18 protein-coding genes are annotated in these 19,149 nt (G+C 60.7%); 10 read left to right on the top strand and 8 right to left on the bottom strand.

Annotated features, from left to right (window positions below; translation table 11 throughout):
• Positions 1 to 8: 8 nt before the first annotated feature.
• Positions 9 to 575, bottom strand: coding sequence for a YSC84-related protein (locus RGAI101_RS03310; protein WP_008226248.1), 567 nt, complete (start codon positions 573 to 575; stop codon positions 9 to 11).
• 143 nt (positions 576 to 718) lie between these two features.
• Positions 719 to 1,717: a porphobilinogen synthase gene (gene hemB, locus RGAI101_RS03305; protein ID WP_008226617.1), complete on the bottom strand. Its 999-nt coding sequence runs from the start codon at positions 1,715 to 1,717 to the stop codon at positions 719 to 721.
• A gap of 153 nt (positions 1,718 to 1,870) precedes the next feature.
• Here hemB and RGAI101_RS03300 point away from each other — a divergent pair, with 153 nt between their 5' ends.
• The gene (locus RGAI101_RS03300) at positions 1,871 to 2,398 is read left to right on the top strand and encodes a hypothetical protein (RefSeq protein ID WP_008227198.1); all 528 of its coding nucleotides are present in this window, start codon (positions 1,871 to 1,873) and stop codon (positions 2,396 to 2,398) included.
• Positions 2,399 to 2,430: 32 nt separating this feature from the next.
• Positions 2,431 to 5,919: a transcription-repair coupling factor gene (gene mfd / locus RGAI101_RS03295; RefSeq protein WP_037227247.1), complete on the top strand. Its 3,489-nt coding sequence runs from the start codon at positions 2,431 to 2,433 to the stop codon at positions 5,917 to 5,919.
• A 61-nt stretch (positions 5,920 to 5,980) separates the two neighbouring features.
• On the opposite strand, the gene RGAI101_RS03290 is transcribed toward mfd, so the two are convergent.
• Positions 5,981 to 6,802, bottom strand: a complete 822-nt coding sequence (locus tag RGAI101_RS03290; protein WP_008226501.1) for a DUF533 domain-containing protein — start codon at positions 6,800 to 6,802, stop codon at positions 5,981 to 5,983.
• Between the two features lie 140 nt (positions 6,803 to 6,942).
• Here RGAI101_RS03290 and RGAI101_RS03285 point away from each other — a divergent pair, with 140 nt between their 5' ends.
• Complete coding sequence (locus RGAI101_RS03285) at positions 6,943 to 7,836, top strand: DMT family transporter (RefSeq protein ID WP_008225919.1); 894 nt, start codon at positions 6,943 to 6,945, stop codon at positions 7,834 to 7,836.
• On the opposite strand, the gene RGAI101_RS03280 is transcribed toward RGAI101_RS03285, so the two are convergent.
• The 4 genes from RGAI101_RS03280 to mazG all read right to left on the bottom strand — a co-directional run bounded on the left by RGAI101_RS03280 (position 7,833) and on the right by mazG (position 11,571).
• Entirely contained in the window at positions 7,833 to 9,245 is a 1,413-nt protein-coding gene (locus RGAI101_RS03280) for a protein adenylyltransferase SelO (RefSeq protein ID WP_008225684.1), read from the bottom strand. The genes RGAI101_RS03285 and RGAI101_RS03280 overlap by 4 nt on opposite strands.
• 41 nt (positions 9,246 to 9,286) lie before the next feature.
• Complete coding sequence (locus tag RGAI101_RS03275; RefSeq protein WP_008228343.1) at positions 9,287 to 9,736, bottom strand: GNAT family N-acetyltransferase; 450 nt, start codon at positions 9,734 to 9,736, stop codon at positions 9,287 to 9,289.
• A complete protein-coding gene (locus RGAI101_RS03270) occupies positions 9,733 to 10,674 on the bottom strand; it encodes a nucleoside hydrolase (RefSeq protein ID WP_008228415.1) in 942 nt (313 codons plus the stop codon). The genes RGAI101_RS03275 and RGAI101_RS03270 overlap by 4 nt, the downstream gene beginning before the upstream one ends.
• A gap of 72 nt (positions 10,675 to 10,746) precedes the next feature.
• A complete protein-coding gene (mazG, locus tag RGAI101_RS03265; RefSeq protein WP_037227244.1) occupies positions 10,747 to 11,571 on the bottom strand; it encodes a nucleoside triphosphate pyrophosphohydrolase in 825 nt (274 codons plus the stop codon).
• Positions 11,572 to 11,634: 63 nt separating this feature from the next.
• On the opposite strand from mazG, the gene RGAI101_RS03260 reads away from it, so the two are divergent.
• The 7 genes from RGAI101_RS03260 to RGAI101_RS03230 all read left to right on the top strand — a co-directional run bounded on the left by RGAI101_RS03260 (position 11,635) and on the right by RGAI101_RS03230 (position 18,174).
• On the top strand, positions 11,635 to 12,804 hold the full coding sequence (locus RGAI101_RS03260) for a M20 aminoacylase family protein (RefSeq protein WP_008225163.1): 1,170 nt from the start codon (positions 11,635 to 11,637) through the stop codon (positions 12,802 to 12,804).
• Positions 12,804 to 13,769 (top strand): agmatinase, encoded by a 966-nt coding sequence (gene speB, locus RGAI101_RS03255; RefSeq protein WP_008226096.1) that lies wholly within the window; start codon positions 12,804 to 12,806, stop codon positions 13,767 to 13,769. Before RGAI101_RS03260 ends, speB (RGAI101_RS03255) begins: the two co-directional genes overlap by 1 nt.
• A complete protein-coding gene (gene speB, locus RGAI101_RS03250; protein WP_037228962.1) occupies positions 13,766 to 14,713 on the top strand; it encodes an agmatinase in 948 nt (315 codons plus the stop codon). Before speB (RGAI101_RS03255) ends, speB (RGAI101_RS03250) begins: the two co-directional genes overlap by 4 nt.
• A 52-nt stretch (positions 14,714 to 14,765) precedes the next feature.
• Positions 14,766 to 15,197, top strand: a complete 432-nt coding sequence (locus RGAI101_RS03245) for a DUF1499 domain-containing protein (RefSeq protein WP_008226194.1) — start codon at positions 14,766 to 14,768, stop codon at positions 15,195 to 15,197.
• Positions 15,198 to 15,349: 152 nt separating this feature from the next.
• Positions 15,350 to 16,405, top strand: coding sequence for a peptide chain release factor 1 (gene prfA, locus RGAI101_RS03240; RefSeq protein ID WP_037228959.1), 1,056 nt, complete (start codon positions 15,350 to 15,352; stop codon positions 16,403 to 16,405).
• Entirely contained in the window at positions 16,402 to 17,244 is an 843-nt protein-coding gene (gene prmC, locus RGAI101_RS03235; RefSeq protein ID WP_037227242.1) for a peptide chain release factor N(5)-glutamine methyltransferase, read from the top strand. Before prfA ends, prmC begins: the two co-directional genes overlap by 4 nt.
• 216 nt (positions 17,245 to 17,460) lie before the next feature.
• Positions 17,461 to 18,174 carry a DUF4167 domain-containing protein gene (locus RGAI101_RS03230; RefSeq protein WP_008228094.1) on the top strand — a complete coding sequence of 238 codons (714 nt, stop codon included), beginning with the start codon at positions 17,461 to 17,463 and terminating at the stop codon, positions 18,172 to 18,174.
• Between the two features lie 93 nt (positions 18,175 to 18,267).
• On the opposite strand, the gene rsmA is transcribed toward RGAI101_RS03230, so the two are convergent.
• The gene (gene rsmA, locus RGAI101_RS03225; protein ID WP_008228989.1) at positions 18,268 to 19,110 is read right to left on the bottom strand and encodes a 16S rRNA (adenine(1518)-N(6)/adenine(1519)-N(6))-dimethyltransferase RsmA; all 843 of its coding nucleotides are present in this window, start codon (positions 19,108 to 19,110) and stop codon (positions 18,268 to 18,270) included.
• Positions 19,111 to 19,149: the final 39 nt, after the last annotated feature.

Genomic DNA, 19,149 nt, shown 5'->3' with positions numbered 1-19,149 from the left:
CAGCGAAATTAAGGTATAATGCGCGAGTATTTGCTGCCCTCGAGCGTCGCGCCAAGACGCAGGCCAGCGCGGCCAAACACCACGGCCAAAACCGGTGACAGCGCAGTGGTGGTATCGGCATTGACGCTTTCGCCCTTGTCCGAGATCACATATTCCACGTTGGCACCTGCAGCCCAACCGGGCGCACGGCGGAAGTTGCTGACTGCGTCCTGCGTCATGAAAAACAGAACATGCGCATATTGCTGCGCACCGATCTGCAAGCCGCCCGTCGCCTTGGTGACCGAATAGTAATCCACCGTCACGTTGTCGATGCGAAAGGCACCGCGCCCGTAAGCGCCGCCAAGACCAAGACCGGCCTCGGTGACCAGTGGCATCACCAGCATCCCGCTTGACCGTTCCGCCAATTGGCGGGTGTTGGGGAACTGGCGGTACATTTCTTCGAGAGTTGCATTGACGCGCGCATCAATCATCGCGCTGCCCCTGCTGCCGACACCGTTTCCGCAGGCCGCCACACCACCTGCGCTGGCCAGCGCGCCCAACGCAAATGCGCGGCGCGAAAGTCTAGAATTGCTCATGTTATATTGCCCGTAATTACCTGTGCCGGTTTACCCCGACTTGCAGGCGATCTTATGCCGAATATTCGGCAATGTCACCGGTTAAGGGATCGAATCGGCGGTGATCTGCCGCCCATTCGTTGATTTTATGCGAAAAACCGGCCTTAGCCGTTCAACAGGCGTGCCGCAGCAGGGGCAAAATAGGTCAGAACGCCGTCACAACCGGCGCGTTTGAAGCCCATCAGCGTTTCCATCATGATCCGTTCCTCGTCGATCCAGCCGTTCTGGGCTGCGGCCTTGATCATGCTGTATTCGCCGGACACCTGATAGGCAAAGGTGGGCGCGCCAAAGGTCGATTTCACACGCTGGCAGATGTCCAGATAGGGCAGGCCGGGTTTGACCATGACCATATCGGCCCCCTCGCGCAGATCGCGTTCGATCAGGCGCAGGGCCTCGTTGCTGTTGGCATAATCCATCTGATAGGTTTTCTTGTCCCCCGTCAGCGCGCCCGCCGCGCCCACGGCATCGCGGAACGGACCGTAGAACGCCGAGGCATATTTGGCCGCATAGCTCATGATCATCACGTCGGAATGGCCCGCGCCTTCCAGCCCGTCGCGGATCGCCGCGATGCGCCCGTCCATCATATCCGACGGCCCGATGATGTTGGCACCTGCATCGGCCTGTGCCAGCGACATCTTGACCAACGCTTCGACGGTGCGGTCATTGACGATGATCCCGTCTTCGACAAATCCGTCATGGCCGTTGATGTTGTAGGTATCCAGCGCCACGTCGGTCATGATCACCATCTGCGGCACGGCCGCGCGGATCGCACGGATTGCGCGGTTGGGGTTGTTGTCGGGGTCCCAAGCACCGGCGCAGTCTTCGGTGCGGTCCTCGATTCCGGTATAGGGAAAGATGCACATCGCGCCGATGCCAAGATCGGCGGCTTCGCGCGCGGCCTCCACGATCTTGTCGACGCTGCGGCGGAATACACCGGGCATGGAGGGGATCGGTTCCTCGATACCCTCACCGGAGCGCACGAAAACCGGCCAGATCAGATCACCGACAGAGAGCGCGTTTTCACGCACCAGGGCGCGCACGCCTTCGGATTGACGGGTCCGGCGCAGGCGGCTGGCAGGAAAGGAAGCTTGGGTGGGTCTCATGCAAAATGTCCTCGGATAGGGATGGACAACGCTTGGCATGTATTTTTGCGTGGCTCAAGGCTAGGAATTGCTGCAATCCGTCGTTAAGACTGGCAAAAGTTGCAGGACAGCACGTCTTAATGCAATGTTTCTCGGATCAAAGATGAGCGCCCCTTGGACTGGTATCAGACAATCTTCGAAGTGATCGACATGCGATCCTTCTCAAATCTCTGGTTTTGGATTGCACTTGCCGTGGTCTGGTCGTCGGCCAGCCATTGGGTTCTGGGTGTACCCTATGACATGGTGCTGCGCGCCCGTCGCCACGGGGAACAGGCGCAGGTCGATCTTGAGGACATGGTCCGCATCAACGTGAACCGCATTCTGTATATCGCTCAGGTCTCGGGCATCTGGATTTTGGGCTTCAGCTGCTTTTTCCTGACCATGCTGGTGATTCTGGCGGTGTTCTACGGCTTCCAGTTCGCGCAGGCTGTGCTGCTTTTGGCGGCCCCGATCAGCATCATCACGGTCCTGAGACTGTCAACCGCGCAGCAGATTCACGAGGAATCCGCCACCGGCGACCTGTTGTACAAACGTCTGACACGCCACCGTATCTACACCCAGATCATCGGCATGGTGTCTATCTTCATCACCTCTATGTGGGGCATGTACCAAAACCTGTACGTGGGTCCGTTCGGCGGTTGACAAACCCGCCCCAAGGATCAAGTGACAAGGCCATGGCGAATTCCTCTTATATCACGCTGTCAGGCGTCCCCGAAGGCTTTGATGCGCGCGCGCTGCTGGATGAGCTTGGCAAACATGACGTGCCAGTCCTGCATGTGGCGCGCGATGATAAACGCATGGCCGCAATGCAATCGGCACTGCGTTTTTTTGCCCCCGACGTTCCTGTCGTGACCTTTCCGGGCTGGGATTGTCTGCCCTATGACCGTGTGTCGCCCAATGCCGATATTTCGGCGCAGCGCATGGCAACGCTGGCGGGTCTGGTGCACGGGATGCCCGACAAATACATCCTGCTGACCACATTGAACGCCGCGACCCAACGCTTGCCCGCCCGTGACATCCTGCGCGATGCCGCGTTTTCGGCGCGTGTCGGCGACCGCATCGACGAAGCGGCCTTGCGCAATTTTCTGGTCCGCATGGGCTTTGTGCAAAGCCCGACGGTGACCGAACCGGGCGACTATGCGATCCGGGGCGGCATTATCGACATCTACCCGCCCGGTGATCTGGGCCCGGTACGGCTGGACCTGTTCGGGGACACGCTGGACGGCGCGCGCCGCTTTGACGCGGCGACGCAGCGCACCACAGAAAAGCTTGATCAGGTCGAACTGGCCCCCGTGAGCGAAGTCATTCTGGACGAGGGCGCGATCACGCGCTTTAGACAGAACTATCGCATCGAATTCGGCGCCGCGGGCACCGACGATCCGCTTTATGAGGCAATCAGCGCAGGGCGCAAGCATCAGGGTGCCGAACATTGGATGTCGTTTTTCCACGCAGAGCTGGAAACGCTGTTCGATTACCTGCCCAAGGCCACCGTCACGCTGGATGATCAACTGACGCCGCAGCGTCTGGCCCGCTGGGAAAGCATCGCCGATCAATATGAAACCCGGCGCATCGCCATGGCCAACCGCTCCAAAATGGACAGCGTTTACAAGCCCGCGCCACCCGAAGGGCTTTACCTGGCCGATACCGCCTGGGAACAGGCGCTGATTGGCAAACGCGTCATTCAGTTCAAGCCATTGCCGCAGCCCACCGGCCCCAATGTGCTGGATGCAGGCGGGCGGATCGGGCGCAATTTCGCCCCTGAGCGTCAACAGGAATCCATCAGCCTTTTCGGGGCCTTGGCGACCCATATCAAGGCAAAGCTGAAAGACGGCCCCGTGGTCATCGCAAGCTATTCCGAGGGTGCGCGCGAACGCCTGACCGGCTTGATCGAAGACGAAGGCCTGTCCGAGGTGATCGCGATCCCCAACGGCACGCGCATCGACAAGCGGGGCCTGCATCTGGCGGTTTGGGCGCTGGAGCACGGGTTCGAGGCCCCATGGACGAACGCCGGTAAAGACGGCCGACTGACGGTCATCTCGGAACAGGATGTTCTGGGCGAACGGCTGATCCGGTCGGCCAAACGCAAGCGCCGCGCTGAAAACTTCCTGACAGAAACACAGTCTCTGACCCCCGGCGATCTGGTCGTCCATGTCGACCACGGCATTGGCCGCTATCTGGGGATGGAGGTGATCACCGCCGCTGGTGCTGCGCATGAATGTTTGCTGCTGGAATATGCAGAGAATTCAAAGCTGTATCTGCCGGTCGAAAACATCGAACTGCTGTCCAAGTACGGCCATGACGAAGGCCTGCTGGACAAGCTGGGCGGCGGTGCGTGGCAGTCGAAAAAGGCCAGGCTCAAGGAACGCATCCGCGAGATGGCGGACAAGCTGATCCGTATTGCTGCTGAGCGCGCCTTGCGCCGCGCGCCGATCATGGACCCGCCACCGGGCATGTGGGACGCGTTTTCCGCGCGCTTCCCCTATACCGAAACCGACGACCAGATGTCCGCCATCAACGATGTGATCGACGATCTGACGTCTGGCAACCCGATGGACCGTCTGATTTGCGGCGACGTCGGCTTTGGCAAAACCGAAGTCGCGATGCGTGCCGCATTCGTGGCGGCGATGTCGGGCCTGCAGGTTGCCGTGATTGCGCCGACCACCTTGCTGGCGCGCCAGCACTACAAATCCTTCGCCGAACGCTTTCGCGGCTTCCCTCTGGAGGTTCGTCAACTGTCGCGCTTTGTGTCGACCAAAGACGCCAGTGCCACCCGTGAGGGCATGGCAAAGGGCACCGTCGACGTGGTGATCGGCACCCATGCGCTGCTGGCGAAGAACATCAAGTTCAACAATCTCGGGCTGTTGATCATCGACGAGGAACAGCATTTCGGCGTCGGCCACAAGGAACGGCTGAAGGCGATGCGCACGGACATCCACGTGCTGACACTGACCGCCACCCCGATCCCGCGGACGCTGCAACTTAGCCTGACGGGGGTGCGTGACCTGTCGATCATCGGCACACCGCCCGTGGACCGTCTGGCGATCCGCACCTATGTGTCCGAATTCGACACCGTGACCCTGCGCGAGGCGCTCTTGCGCGAACATTATCGCGGCGGGCAGTCGTTTTATGTAGTTCCACGCATCAGCGATCTGGCAGAGATCGAAGCCTTCCTCAAGGCGCAGCTGCCGGAACTGACGTATCTGGTCGCCCATGGCCAAATGGCTGCGGGCGAGCTGGATGACCGGATGAATGCGTTCTATGACGGCAAATACGACATTCTGCTGGCCACGACGATCGTGGAATCCGGTCTGGATATTCCGACCGCCAACACGATGATCGTGCACCGCGCCGATATGTTCGGTCTGGCCCAGCTTTACCAGATCAGGGGTCGTGTCGGGCGTTCAAAAACCCGCGCCTATGCGTATCTGACGACCAAGCCGCGCGCCAAACTGACCGCTACCGCCGAAAAACGTCTGCGGGTCCTGGGCAGTCTGGATACGCTGGGGGCAGGGTTCACGCTAGCGTCTCAGGATCTGGACATTCGCGGTGCCGGCAACCTGCTGGGCGAAGAACAGTCCGGCCAGATGCGCGATGTCGGCTTTGAACTGTACCAGTCCATGCTGGAAGACGCGATTGCCAAGATCCGGGCAGGCGAGCTTGAGGGTGTGATCGACGATGATGGCCAGTGGGCCCCGCAGATCAATCTGGGCGTGCCGGTCCTGATCCCGGAAACCTATGTGCCTGATCTGGATGTGCGGCTGGGACTGTACCGCCGCCTGTCGAGCCTCAGCACCAAGGTTGAACTCGAAGGCTTTGCCGCCGAACTGATCGACCGCTTTGGCAAGCTGCCGCGCGAGGTTAACACGCTGATGCTGGTGGTGCGCATCAAGGCGATGTGCAAACGGGCAGGGATCGCCAAGCTGGACGGCGGACCGAAAGGCGTGACGATCCAGTTCCACAACGATAAATTCGCATCGCCCGAGGGGCTTGTCAGCTTTATCCAGGACCAGCGCGGCTTGGCCAAGGTCAAGGACAACAAGATTGTGGTCAAGCGGGACTGGGCGACCGACGCCGACAAGATCAAAGGGGCCTTTGCCATCGCGCGCGATCTGGCGGAACATGTCATCGCCAAGGAAAAGCAGAAGAAAAAAGCAAAAGCCTGAGCCGTTGCGGGCTCCGGCTTAGGTCCGGTGTGACAGTCTCAAGCCTGATGCTTTGCACCCGTCAGGTATAGAGCGACGGCGCACCCATCTGCGCGTGAATTTCGTTCACTTCGGCAGGTGCCATACCGTAGGCCTGGCAGAGTTTGTGCAGGTATTGCGCCTCTTCCTGGGTATCCAGATCAATTGCCAGCAGCGACATCGCGTAAATCTGTGGCCCCATGCCTTCGGGGGTTTGTGCAACCAGCCCGTCGATATCAATCGGCGCATCCATTCGCGCCTGCACAAAGGCCGCTTCCTGCGCATCGACATCGCCAAGGTGGTTCAACAGTTTTTCACGCTCAGCCTCGTCAAAGGTACCGTCGGATTTCGCAGCCTGGATCATCGCGGCGATCATCAGCGCGGCCAGCACCTCCTGATCCTGCGAGGGTGTGATCGCGGGGGAGGAATTGCTGTCGAACTGCGAATTCAATACGGCACCGAAATCGGCCTCTTCGCGTTCGGGCTTGCCGCCGGTCGCCCCGCCAAGGCCGGCCAGCAAACCGCCTGCACCTGCGGCACCCGCCAATCCTCCCAAAAGACCGCCCAATCCACCGGAAGAAGCACCGGCACTGTTTCCCGAACTGCCGGTCATCTGGCCCAGCAGCCCGCCCAGACCACCGGTCGAGGTGCCCCTGCGGGTGCCCAACTGGTTCAGCAGACCACCCAAACCACCGCTGGACCCAGCACTTGTGCCGCCGCCCAAAAGGCCGCCCAACATGTCTTGCAAGCTGCCCCCCGATGAGGACCCGCCTGCGCTGGCGCTTTTGTTTTTCATCATCGCGCTGGCCCCTTTGGCCACGGCAACGCCGATGGCGACCTTGGCTAATGTTTTCATCAAGCTCATTTCACGTGTCCCCTTTGGGTAAAATTCTAGCGCGAGTGTGTTGGAATGTAAGGGGCGACACAACCGAATAGACGCAAGGTTGCCGTAGGGATCGCGTCAAACCGATTGACAAGCCCCCGCCAACCCGCGCTTTTGATCGGATGGAACGTAAAACGCATATCGATACTTTCGGAGCCTTCGCGCTAATCGCCTTCGCGCTGAACCTTGCCTTCAATCAGGTGGTGATCAAGGTCACCAATGGTGGCTTTAACCCGGTTTTTTCGGCCGGTCTGCGATCGCTTGGCGCGATTGTGGTTCTGGTGATCTGGATGAAGCTGCGCGGTGTCAGTTTTGCCTTTCCAAAGTCAGCCAGAGGCTGGGCCGTCGTATCGGGACTGTTGTTCACCTTTGAATTTACGTGCCTTTTCATGGCATTGGACGGCACGACCGTCAGCCGCGCCTCGATCATCTTTTATTCGATGCCGGTCTGGCTGACGATTGCGGCGAACTTCCTGATCCCCGGTGAACGGTTGACGCGGCTCAAGATCATCGGCCTCATTCTGGCGATGTCCGGCGTCGCCGTCGCCCTGAGCGATCGCAGCGGCGGACATGTCAGCTGGACGGGGGATCTGCTGGCGCTGACATCGGCCTTTTGCTGGGCGGGCATTGCGCTGCTGGTGCGGGTAACCCCGCTTGAAAAGGTGCCGCCTGCGCAGCAACTGATGTGTCAGGTTGCGATCTCCGGGCCCATTCTGGTGCTGATCGCCCCGCTGTTCGGCCCCTTGATCCGCGATGTGCAGATGATCCATCTGGCGGGGCTGGGGTTTCAGATCATCGCCGTGGCGAGCCTTGGCTTTCTCGCATGGTTCTGGCTGATGTCGGTCTATCCCGCCTCAAGCGTGGCATCGTTCAGTTTCCTGTCACCGGTGTTTTCCGTGATCCTGGGATGGTTGCTGCTGTCCGAACATGTGGCATGGTCGGTCTGGGCGGCGCTGGTGTTGGTGGCGGCGGGTATCTACCTGATCAACCGAAAGCCCCGCCTGCCAAACGCCTAGGTACCGCAGAAAGTGGCAGGCACGATTTCCTGTTCCGTCGGCGGGGTATGCAGATCGGCATCCGTCGTCTCAAATGGTGTCGCGAGCGCCTTCAACAGCCGGTCAAACGGGGCCATGTCGCCTGCAACCGCAGCCTGAATCATATGTTCGATCCGGTGGTTGCGCGGGATGATCGCCGGATTGGCGGCTTGCATCACCGCCTTTGGATCCGGTTCCGACGCAATGCGCGCGAGCCACTTCGATTGCCAGACGGCAAAGGCGTCGCGGTCGGCAAACTGATCTTGGGCTGCATCGCCGGAAAGCGCGTGAAACGCATTGGTGAAATCCGCACCGTCCCTTTGCATGAGGGCCAGCAGGTCTTCGATCAGGGCGGCATCATCGGGTTCCGCCTTTGCGATGCCAATCTTGGCCGCAAACCGTTTCAACCAGGCCGCCTCGATCAGACCGGGCATGGCATGAACGATTTCGGTTGCCTCGGCGATGGCGTCATCTGCCACGTCCATCTGCTGGATCAGCGCGGTGGCAAGCTGCGCCATGTTCCACACCGCGATTTGCGGCTGGTTTGAAAACGCATAGCGCCCCTGACGGTCAATCGAACTGAACACGCGGTTGGCGTGAAACGCATCCATGAAGGCGCAGGGGCCATAATCAATCGTTTCGCCTGAAATTGAACAGTTATCGGTGTTCATCACCCCGTGGATAAAGCCCACGGACATCCATGCTGCAATCAGGTCTGCCTGCGCCGCACAGACGGCGCGCAGCAGCCCCATGGGCCCGTCGGCCTGCGGATAGTGGCGTTTGATGGCATAATCGGTAAGAGTGCGCAGGTTTTCAACTTCGCCGCGATGGGCAAACACCTGAAACGTGCCAACGCGCAGATGGCTGGACGCGACGCGGGTCAGCACGGCACCGGGCAGGGCGGTTTCGCGGTAGATATCCTCGCCCGTGGCGACGGCGGCCAAGGCGCGGGTGGTCGGGATGCCAAGGGCGTGCATGGCCTCGGACACCACATATTCGCGCAGCACGGGGCCAAGCCACGCCCGCCCGTCACCGCCGCGTGAATAAGGCGTCGGGCCTGACCCCTTAAGCTGGATGTCGCGACGGTTGCCGTCACTGTCCACGACTTCCCCCAGCAGGATCGCGCGACCATCGCCAAGCTGCGGATTGTAATTGCCGAACTGGTGGCCGGCGTAAAGCTGGGCCAACGGGTCCGCACCTTGGGGCAGTTCGTTGCCCCCGAAGGTAAACGCCAGATCGTCGGCCCCGGCATCGGCCAGCCCCAGAGTTTTGGCCAAACTGTCATTGAACGCCAATAGCTTGGGGTCGGCCACGGGGGTCGGGGTGATGCGGGTATAAAAGCCGGCCGGCAAGGCGGCAAAGCTGTTATCAAAGGGTGCGCTGAATGTCATGGCCTAGATATAGGGGCCAGTGGCCTGCTTCGCCAGCCCGATCAGAGTTTGCGCGTCATGAACATGTAGTTGTCACGGGGTTTGAACCCGGCGCGGGCATAAAGTTTCTGGGCGATTTCGTTGCTCTTGTCCACCTCGAGATGGACAGCCTTCACACCGCCACCGGACAGGGCATTGGGCAGGGCCAACAGCGCCTCGGACGCAATCCCGCGGCCACGCACGCCGGGGCGCACATAGATTTCATCGACAATCGCGTCCAGACCGCCAAATTCCACAGACCAGCCAAAGGTAATGATGACATAGCCGATGGGCGCACGGGCAGGGCCGATCAGATACGCGATGCCATGCGGGATGCCGTCGACCAGCGGGGCAAGGCCAGCACGACGCGCCTCGTCGGTCTGCTGGATCCCCGCCTCGGCGTGAAAGGCCGCGACAAGCGCGATCAGGCGATCCAGATGCTCGGGTTTGGCAAGGGTGAAGGCAGCGCTCACAACCGGGCCAGCCGTTCGGTCAGCAGGCCAAAGAAACCGTCGGCGTCGATGTCACCCATAAAGGTCGCATTGGGCACGCGGTCGGTGACGCCCCACCAGTCGGCGACGGTCATACCCATGGTCAGTTCCGATTGCGTTTCGATCTCGACGTTCACATGGCGGCCGGTGAACAGGTCGGGCCGGATCAGATAGGCGGTCACGCAAGGGTCATGCAGCGGTGCACCCTCTGAGGCGTATTTCTCCTTGTCGAACCGTTCGAAGAATTCGGTCATCTCTGCCACGGCGACGCCCACGGGGCTGCCGATATTGCGGAAGGCATCGTTGCGCGCGGCGGTAACCAGCGCCTTGTGGGTGACATCCAGCGGCATGACCACAATAGGAACGCCAGATTTAAACACAATATCAGCGGCTTGCGGATCGACGTAAATGTTGAATTCGGCAACTGGCGTGATGTTGCCACCTTCGAAATAGCCGCCGCCCATCAGAACGATCTTGGCAATGCGGTTGGCGATATCGGGGGCTTTTTCCAGCGCGGTGGCGATATTCGTCAGCGGCCCCAGCGGGCACAGTGTCACCGTGCCGGGGGCATGGTCGCGCAGTGTGTCGATGATGAAATCAACGGCGTGACCGTCCTGAAGCGGCATCGTGGGCTCGGGCAGCACGGGCCCGTCAAGGCCGGTCTTGCCGTGCACATGTTCAGCCGTGACCAGCTCGCGGCCCAGGGGACGGTCGCAGCCGGCAAAAACCTTTACATCTGTCTTGCCCGCCAATTCGCAGACGATCCGGGCATTGCGCGTGGTCAGATCCAGCGGCACGTTGCCCGCAACGCAGGTGATCCCCAACACCTCGATATCTTCGGGGCTGGCGAACGCCAGGAGGATCGCGACGGCGTCGTCCTGGCCGGGGTCGGTGTCGATGATGATCTTGCGCGGGGTCATAAAATTGGTCTCCTGTCGTTCGTCAACGCCATGCCGCAAGCCGGCGTGCTTGTCCAGCGAGGTCCCGTGCGGCTAGCTGCGTTCCGCCCGTTTCACCGCATCCCACAATGCGTCCATTTCGGCCAGATCGCTGTCGGCGGGGGACTTGCCGATCTGCGACAGCCGTGCTTCGACCCCTTCAAAGCGGCGAATGAATTTGGCGTTAGCGGCGCGCAAGGCCGCTTCGGGGTCAAGGCCCAGATGCCGCCCCAGATTGGCCATCACGAACATCAGGTCGCCGAATTCCTCTTCGACCTCGGCCTGGGTCAGGGTGTCGCGGGCTTCGACCAGTTCAGCGGCTTCCTCGGCTATTTTTGCGACGACATCGCCGGTATCCGGCCAGTCAAACCCCACACGTGCCGCGCGCTTTTGCAGCTTGTACGCACGCAGCAAGGCGGGCAGCCCCACGGCGACCCCGTCCAGCGCGCCGCCTTGGGCCTTGCCAGCGCGTTCAGCCGCCTTGATCTTTTCCCAATCCGCCGTCTGCTGGTCCGCCGATTTGTCGCGCGATTCATCGCCAAACACATGTGGATGTCGCGCCACCATCTTGTCGCTGATGTTGCGCACCACTGATTGAAAGGTGAAATGCCCGTCCTCTTCGCCCATCGCTGTGTGATAGACGGTTTGCAGCAGCAGATCGCCCAACTCCCCCTCCAGCTCGGGCCAGTCGCGGCGTTCGATCGCATCGGCAACTTCGTAAGCTTCTTCAATGGTATATGGGGCGATGCTGCCGAAATCCTGCTCGATATCCCAGGGGCAACCTGTCTCGGGGTCACGCAACCGGCGCATGATCTCCAACAACCGCTCAATTCCCGCGCTTTGATCGTGGATCAATGCATCTTTCGTCTTCTCGCCCATTGCAGCGCCCTTGTGTCTGGTGTCAGATGCAACCTGACCAAGATACATGCAGGAGTCCACCCAATGCCCGTCGTCAACCGCATCGCTGATTTTGCCCCTTTGATGGCAGAATGGCGCAGACATCTGCATACGATTCCGGAGCTTGGCTTTGACTGCCCCAAGACCGCCGCCTTTATCAAGGAACGGCTGCAAGAATTCGGCGTTGATGAAATTCACGAAGGCATCGCGCAGACGGGCATTGTGGCGATCATCAACGGGACCGGTGCGGGCCCGACGATCGGGTTGCGCGCGGATTTCGACGCACTGCCGATCCTCGAGGAAACGGGCGTCGAATACGCATCGACCCATCCCGGAAAAATGCACGCCTGCGGCCATGACGGCCATACCGCGATGCTGCTGGGGGCCGCTAAATATATGGTCGAGACGCGCAATTTCGCAGGCCGCGTGGCGCTGATCTTTCAACCCGCCGAAGAAGACGGCGGCGGGGCGCAGGTGATGTGTGCCGAAGGGATGATGGACCGTTTCGACATCGCGCACGTCTATGGCATCCACAACATGCCCGGGGCCGAATTCGGGGCGTTTTTCACCACGCCGGGGCCGATCATGGCGGCGGTCGATTCCTTTACCATCCAGATCAACGGGCGTGGCGGACATGGTGCCATGCCGCACGAGACTGCCGATCCGGTCGTTGCGGCCTGCGGGATCGTGCAGGCAATCCAGACGATCTCGAGCCGGAACGTTCTGTCGGCGCAAGAACATGTGATTTCGGTGACGCAGATCCACACCGGATCGGCCAGCAACATCATCCCGGACACCGCCATGATCAACGGAACTGTGCGAACTTTCGACAAGGACGTACAAACGCTGATCCGCACGCGGATGGAAGCGATCATTCAGGGGCAGGCGGCAAGTTACGGCGTGACCGCGACGCTTGATTACGAAGAAGGGTATCCAAGCACCGTGAATGCCCCCGAGCAGACGGCACTGGCTGCCGATGTGGCCCGAAGTATCGTGGGCGATACGCATGTCGACGCGGAATTCGCCCGTGTAGCCGGAGCCGAGGATTTCGCCTATATGCTGGAAGAACGCCCCGGGGCCTATCTGTTTCTGGGCGCTGGCGAGGGTGCGGGCCTTCACCATCCTAAATTCAACTTCAACGATGATGTTGCCCCCGTGGGGGCCTCGTTCTTTGTGCAGCTGGTCGAACAGCTTCAACCGGCGGCGGGTCACTAATGGCTCTTGAAGACGCAAAAACACAGATAGATCAGGCCTTTACCCGTGAAGAGTTAAAGGGCCCAAGTTTTGAGAACGCCTTTGGCGGGGCGACATCCTTCCTGCGTCGCCGCTATACCAAGGACCTGACCGGCGTCGACATCGCCGTGACGGGCGTGCCTTTCGACCAGGCGGTAACCAACCGCACCGGCACCCGCCTTGGGCCGCGCGCGATCCGCGAGGCGTCGACGTTGCAACCCTATGATCCGCCCTATGGCTGGGATTTCGACGTGCTAAGCGAATTTGCCATCGCGGATTATGGCGATCTGGCTTTTGACTATGGCCACACCAGCCAGTTTCCTGCCGCTTTGACCAAGCATATCAAGGGGATACTGGACGCAGGTGCCGCAAGTGTGGTGCTGGGGGGTGATCATTACATCAGCTTTCCGATCCTCAAAGCCTATGCCGAAAAATACGGGCCGATCAGCCTGCTGCAATTCGATGCGCATTCTGACACATGGCCAGATGATGACATGGACAGGATCGACCACGGCACCATGTTCTACAAGGCTGTGAAATCCGGGATCGTTGACCCGCATACATCGGTTCAGGTCGGGATCAGGACAACAAATCCGGACACGCTGGGGGTGACAACGATTGACGCCCGCGAGGTTCACGAGAAAGGTCCACAAGCGGCAGTTTCAAAGATAAAACAGATACTTGGCGACCGACCTTGCTATCTCACCTTTGACATCGACGCGCTTGATCCGGCTTTTGCGCCGGGCACGGGGACGCCGGTTTGGGGCGGGCTGACGTCAGCACAATGCGCGATGATGCTGCGCGATCTGGCGGGCATCAACATCGTGGGCGGGGACGTGGTCGAAGTATCGCCGCCCTTCGACACCACCGGAGCCACGGCGATTGCAGGCGCGCATGTGGCGACGGAAATTCTTTGCCTGCTGGGATGGAGGATGCGCACCGCATGACCGACAAAAACCAACCAATCAGTGGCAACGATCTGGCGCGATTTTCGGGGCCAAGCACCTTTATGCGGCTGCCGTCGGCAAATGATCTCAAGGGGTTGGACGTCGCTGTTCTGGGCGTTCCGCTGGACATCGGCACATCCTGGCGGTCGGGTACGCGCTTTGGCCCCAAACAGGTCAGGTCGGAAAGCGCCATGCTGCGGCCCTACAATCTGGCCACAGGGGCGGCCCCTTTTGACGGATTGCAGGTGGCCGATATCGGCGATCTGGCGATCAACACTTTCTCGCTGTCTGAGAGTCTGACCATCATCAAAGACAGTTACGACGCGATCCTGGACTACGACGTGATGCCCCTGGCGATTGGCGGCGACCATTCGATCACCTTGCCGATCCTGCGCGCGATATCGAAACGGCACGGGCCGGTCGCGCTGATCCACGTCGACGCCCATGCGGATGTGAATGACGAGATGTTCGGCGAACGTGAAACCCACGGTACGGTGTTCCGCCGTGCCCATGAAGAAGGGCTGATCATCCCGGAAAAGACCTATCAGATCGGTCTGCGGGGGACCGGGTACGGTGCGGATGATTTCACCGAAGCCGCCGGTTGGGGATTTCAGCAGTTCCCCGCGCATGATCTTTGGCACCGCAGCCTGTCGCCCCTGGGCGCTGAAATCCGCCGCGATATCGGCGATGCGCCAGTCTATATCACCTATGACATCGACAGCCTTGATCCGGCCTTTGCGCCCGGCACGGGCACACCGGAGATTGGTGGCCTGACCACGCCGCAGGCGATGGAATTGATACGGGCGTTCAAGGGGTTGAACATTGTCGGGGCAGATCTGGTCGAAGTATCACCGCCCTATGATACCTCAGGAAATACCGCGCTGACGGGGGCGAATATCCTGTTTGAAATCTTGTGTGTTCTGCCCGGCGTTGCATACCGCTGAACAGACGGGACACTCCGCGGGGAGTTTTCAGGGCAAAATGAAGGGAAAGAGTATGATGGTATTGTTTTGGATTATCGTGGCGGTCTTCGTAGGCTTGCAGGCCTATGTCCGGCTTGCCCCGGCGCAGGCTGCAGACTGGACCGTCTCGGAAAGCCCCGATGCGCCCGGGGATTATCCGTCTGCCGGCGGGTTCAGGGCGGTGCGACTGGTGGACGGAGACGGATCGGACGTGGCACGGAAGTTCGACCAAGCGATGCTGGCCCTGCCAAGGACGCAAAAGCTGGGGCAGGCGCAGGGACAAACCGTCTATGTCACACGGTCCCTGCTGTGGGGGTTTCCCGATTTCACCACGATCGCGACTGAGGATGCAGGCACGCAAACCCGCGTCGTGGTCTATGGACGCTTGCGCTTTGGTCAGTCGGATATGGGCGTCAACCGCAAGCGTTTGGAACAGGTTTTGACCAGCATCGGGTTAGCGGCCTAGGGCAGCCGCCCGCGCGACCCAGCTAAAAGCTGTGTTCGCCGATGGTTGCGCATCAACGAACAGGCATAAAAAGGCTGGAAACTGACCGCTGATTGCACCTCCGGCCCAAAGCGGCCCTTGACCAAACCGTCATCATCAGCGACAGAAACGCGATGATCCCAATGGACCGCCTTGCCCAGATTACCCAACGTTTCCAGTTTCTGGAGGCATCGATGTCTGCCGGGTCAGACGGCGCGGATTTTGCCAAGCTTGCCAAGGAATACGCTGATCTGCGTCCCGTTGTGGAACAGATCGAAGGGTACCGTCAGCTTTTGCAGGACATGGACGACGCGCGCGCCATGCTCAAGGACCCCGAGATGGCAGAGCTGGCCGAAGAGGAATTGCCGCGCCTGAAGGCGGAGATTCCCAAGGCCGAGGCCAGCCTGCAACTTGCGCTGCTGCCCAAGGATGCTGCTGACACCAAACCTGCCATGCTCGAGATTCGCCCCGGCACTGGCGGCGACGAGGCGGCCTTGTTCGCGGCTGATCTGTTGCGGATGTATCAGCGTTATGCCGAAGCCCAGGGCTGGAAGTTTGACCTGATCGAGGAACAACTGACCGAACTTGGCGGCGTCAAAGAGGTCGTCGCCCATATCAAGGGGCAGAACGTCTTTGCCCGGTTGAAGTACGAATCCGGTGTGCACCGCGTCCAGCGCGTCCCCTCGACCGAAAGTGGCGGTCGGATACATACGTCGGCGGCGACGGTCGCTGTGCTGCCCGAAGCCGAGGATGTCGATATTCATGTCGATCCCAATGACCTGCGGATTGATACAATGCGCAGTTCGGGTGCCGGCGGACAGCACGTAAACACCACCGATTCCGCCGTGCGCATCACGCATATTCCCACCGGGATTGTCGTGACCTCGTCAGAGAAATCCCAGCACCGCAACCGCGAGATCGCGATGCAGGTGCTCAAGGCGCGGCTGTATGATGCCGAACGCCAGCGCGTGGACAGCGAACGATCTGCCGACCGGGCGGCGCAGGTGGGATCTGGCGATCGCTCAGAGCGGATTCGCACCTATAACTTCCCCCAAGGGCGCATGACCGATCATCGGATCAATCTGACGCTCTACCGGCTTGATGCGATCCTGCAGGGCGATCTGGACGAGATCATCGATGCGCTGACCGCCGACGCCCAGGCCCGCATGCTGGCGGAGATGGGACAGTGAGCGCGCCCACCGCAGCCCAGGCCATGGCATCGGCTGCCGCACGGTTGCGCGCCGCCGGGGTGCCGGACCCTGCGCGGGATGCGCGGATTCTGCTGGCCCATGCGGCGTCGGTCGATGCGTCACGTGTTACCTTGATTGCCCCCGAAGAAATCGCTCCCGAGATCGCCGAACGCTTTGAAACCCTGATCGCCTTGCGCGCCGTTCGGGTGCCGGTTTCCCATCTGGTCGGGCAACGCGCGTTTTACGGGCGCGATTTCAAGATCAGCCGCGATGTGCTGGATCCGCGCCCTGAGACCGAAACCTTGATCGAACTGGCCCTGTCCGAAGCGTTTGACACCGTCATGGACCTTGGGACGGGATCAGGCTGCATTCTGGTGACGCTTCTGGCCGAACGCCCAGAGGCACGCGGATTGGGCCTTGATCTGTCCGAGGCGGCTTGCCTGCAAGCCAGCGCCAATGCGGTCTTGCACGGTGTGGCGGCGCGCGCTGATATCCGGCAATCAGACTGGTTTGCCGCCGCCGAAGGCCGCTTTGATCTGATCGTGGCGAACCCGCCTTATCTTGCGAAAAGCGAAATGGCAGGCGTCGCACCCGAATTGCGGTTGCATGAACCCGAAATGGCCCTGACCGATGGGCTGGACGGGCTAAGCGCCTACCGTGTCATCGCATCCCAGGCGCAAGGCTATCTGACGGCCACGGGACGGGTTTTGGCCGAAATCGGCTGGCAGCAGGGGCCGGACGTTGCACAGATTTTCAGGGACGCAGGCTGGGGCCGTGTGCGCATTCTGCCAGACCTCGACGGGCGCGACCGTGTCCTTTGGGCGGACACTCCGGCATAAACGCGGCAAAAAATCGCGGTTCGGTCAGATTTTGCGCAGTTTACACTTGCCCCAAAACCACAGCCGTGTTTATTCAAGGGTGTTGCAGCGGTGGATGCCATTTGGTGGTCCCGCGCGGCGTTAAGCCCAACAAACCGTAAGGCTCGCTCTCGTAGGATACGGACGTATCCGGCAGCTTTTTATCGAAGCCCAGCATAACAAGGCTGAACTGATTACATGAAATCTTCCAGATCACGGTCCCGGTCCAAGAACAATCGCAACCGTCAACCGCAGGGTGGCAATGTCGTCAACCGCGTGTTCGACAGTTCTGGCCCCGAAGGCAAAGTGCGCGGCACGCCGCAACAAGTCATTGAGAAATATAACCAGCTGGCACGCGACGCACAGCTGAGCAATGACCGCGTGGCGGCTGAAAACTTTCAACAACATGCCGAACATTACCTGCGCATGCTGTCCGAAGCGCAGCGCGAAATCGACCAGCGCCGCGAGGAGCAGGAGCGCCAGCAGCGCGAGCGTCAGGAAGAACAGGAACGCCAGAACCGGGAACGTCAGGCGGAACGTGACCGCGAGCGTGCCGAACGTCAGGAACGTGAGGCTGCAAACGCGGGCCAAGGGAATCAGCAGGGCCATGATGAAAGCGATCAGCCTGTGAATGCTCAACCAAGTGACGCGCAACCAGACGCGCCAAAGGACCAAGCCGAGCAGCCCAAGCGTCGCCGCAGCCGCTCCAAGCCCGCAGAGGACGCCGGCCAGTCTGAAAGCACATCGGATGAAAGCAGCGCAGAGGAAAGCAATCTGGTCGATACGCCGGAAAGCAAGCCGAAACCCCGCCGCGCGCCACGCCGCAAGCCGCAACCCAAGGCGGAAGGTGACAGTGGTGACGGGGCAGGCGCTGATCAAGCGACAGGCGATCAACCCAAGGCCGCCGAATAATCCGTTTCGGTTTTACATAACGACAGCAAAAAGGCCCCGACGATTGTCGGGGCCTTTTTGCATTTGAGCGCGCTGGAGTGTCTACTGACCCCTTCAGAGCTTCGCAATTTCGCGGGCCAAAGCGCAGAACCCCTCAAGCGGGATCTGTTCGGCGCGGTCTGTAGGTTTCAGACCCGCTGCGATCAGGCGGTCTTCGATGTCGGGGGCAACGCCCTTCAGCGCGGACCGCAGCATCTTGCGCCGCTGATTGAACGCGGTGGCGACGATGCGCGACAAGATGGCGGGGTCCGCAGGAAAGCGGGGCTCTGGCAAGGCAGTCAGATGCACCACGGCCGAAGACACCTTTGGCGCGGGGGTGAACGCTTCGGGGGGCAAGTGCATCACGATGCGCGCATCCGCCCGCCACTGCGCCAGCAGTGCCAGGCGACCGTAGGCCTTGGACCCCGGCTTGGCCACGATCCGTTCGGCCACCTCGCGCTGGAACATCAACGTCAGGCTTTCCCAGAACGGCGGCCAGTCCGGCGGGGTGAGCCAGCGGACCAGCAACTCCGTTCCAACGTTATAGGGCAGGTTCGCCGCAATCCGGATCGGCGGCTTTAGATGGGCCAGCGGATCAATATCAAGCGCATCCCCTTCGATCACAGTCAGGCGACCGGGATAGGCATCGGCGATTTCGGCCAGCGCAGGCAGGCAGCGCGCGTCCTTTTCAATCGCCAGCACATGGCGCGCGCCCTCGGACAGCAACGCCCGGGTCAGGCCACCGGGGCCGGGGCCGATTTCCAGCACGTCGCAGGCGGTCAAGTCGCCTGCATGGCGCGCGATCCTTGCGGTCAGGTTCAGATCAAGCAAGAAGTTCTGGCCCAGCGATTTACGCGCTTTGAGGTCATGGGTGTTGATCACATCGCGCAGGGGCGGCAGGCTGTCTATGGTGCTCATGTGTCGCCTGATGTGTTTGAGGAAAGCGTGCGCCAGAAG

It is taken from the genome of Roseobacter sp. GAI101 (assembly GCF_000156335.1).
Classification (GTDB): Bacteria; Pseudomonadota; Alphaproteobacteria; order Rhodobacterales; family Rhodobacteraceae; genus Sulfitobacter.
The sequence above is the reverse complement of the archived record's forward strand: the minus strand, read 5'-3'. Positions and strand labels throughout refer to the sequence as shown.

Coding starts and splice junctions, on each gene's coding strand:
- RGAI101_RS03310 (WP_008226248.1), bottom strand. CDS start 575: ATGAGCAATTCTAGACTTTCGCGCCGCGCATTTGCGTTGGGCGCGCTG.
- hemB (WP_008226617.1), bottom strand. CDS start 1,717: ATGAGACCCACCCAAGCTTCCTTTCCTGCCAGCCGCCTGCGCCGGACC.
- mfd (WP_037227247.1), top strand. CDS start 2,431: ATGGCGAATTCCTCTTATATCACGCTGTCAGGCGTCCCCGAAGGCTTT.
- RGAI101_RS03290 (WP_008226501.1), bottom strand. CDS start 6,802: ATGAGCTTGATGAAAACATTAGCCAAGGTCGCCATCGGCGTTGCCGTG.
- RGAI101_RS03285 (WP_008225919.1), top strand. CDS start 6,943: ATGGAACGTAAAACGCATATCGATACTTTCGGAGCCTTCGCGCTAATC.
- RGAI101_RS03280 (WP_008225684.1), bottom strand. CDS start 9,245: ATGACATTCAGCGCACCCTTTGATAACAGCTTTGCCGCCTTGCCGGCC.
- RGAI101_RS03270 (WP_008228415.1), bottom strand. CDS start 10,674: ATGACCCCGCGCAAGATCATCATCGACACCGACCCCGGCCAGGACGAC.
- mazG (WP_037227244.1), bottom strand. CDS start 11,571: ATGGGCGAGAAGACGAAAGATGCATTGATCCACGATCAAAGCGCGGGA.
- RGAI101_RS03260 (WP_008225163.1), top strand. CDS start 11,635: ATGCCCGTCGTCAACCGCATCGCTGATTTTGCCCCTTTGATGGCAGAA.
- speB (WP_008226096.1), top strand. CDS start 12,804: ATGGCTCTTGAAGACGCAAAAACACAGATAGATCAGGCCTTTACCCGT.
- speB (WP_037228962.1), top strand. CDS start 13,766: ATGACCGACAAAAACCAACCAATCAGTGGCAACGATCTGGCGCGATTT.
- RGAI101_RS03245 (WP_008226194.1), top strand. CDS start 14,766: ATGATGGTATTGTTTTGGATTATCGTGGCGGTCTTCGTAGGCTTGCAG.
- prfA (WP_037228959.1), top strand. CDS start 15,350: ATGATCCCAATGGACCGCCTTGCCCAGATTACCCAACGTTTCCAGTTT.
- RGAI101_RS03230 (WP_008228094.1), top strand. CDS start 17,461: ATGAAATCTTCCAGATCACGGTCCCGGTCCAAGAACAATCGCAACCGT.
- rsmA (WP_008228989.1), bottom strand. CDS start 19,110: ATGAGCACCATAGACAGCCTGCCGCCCCTGCGCGATGTGATCAACACC.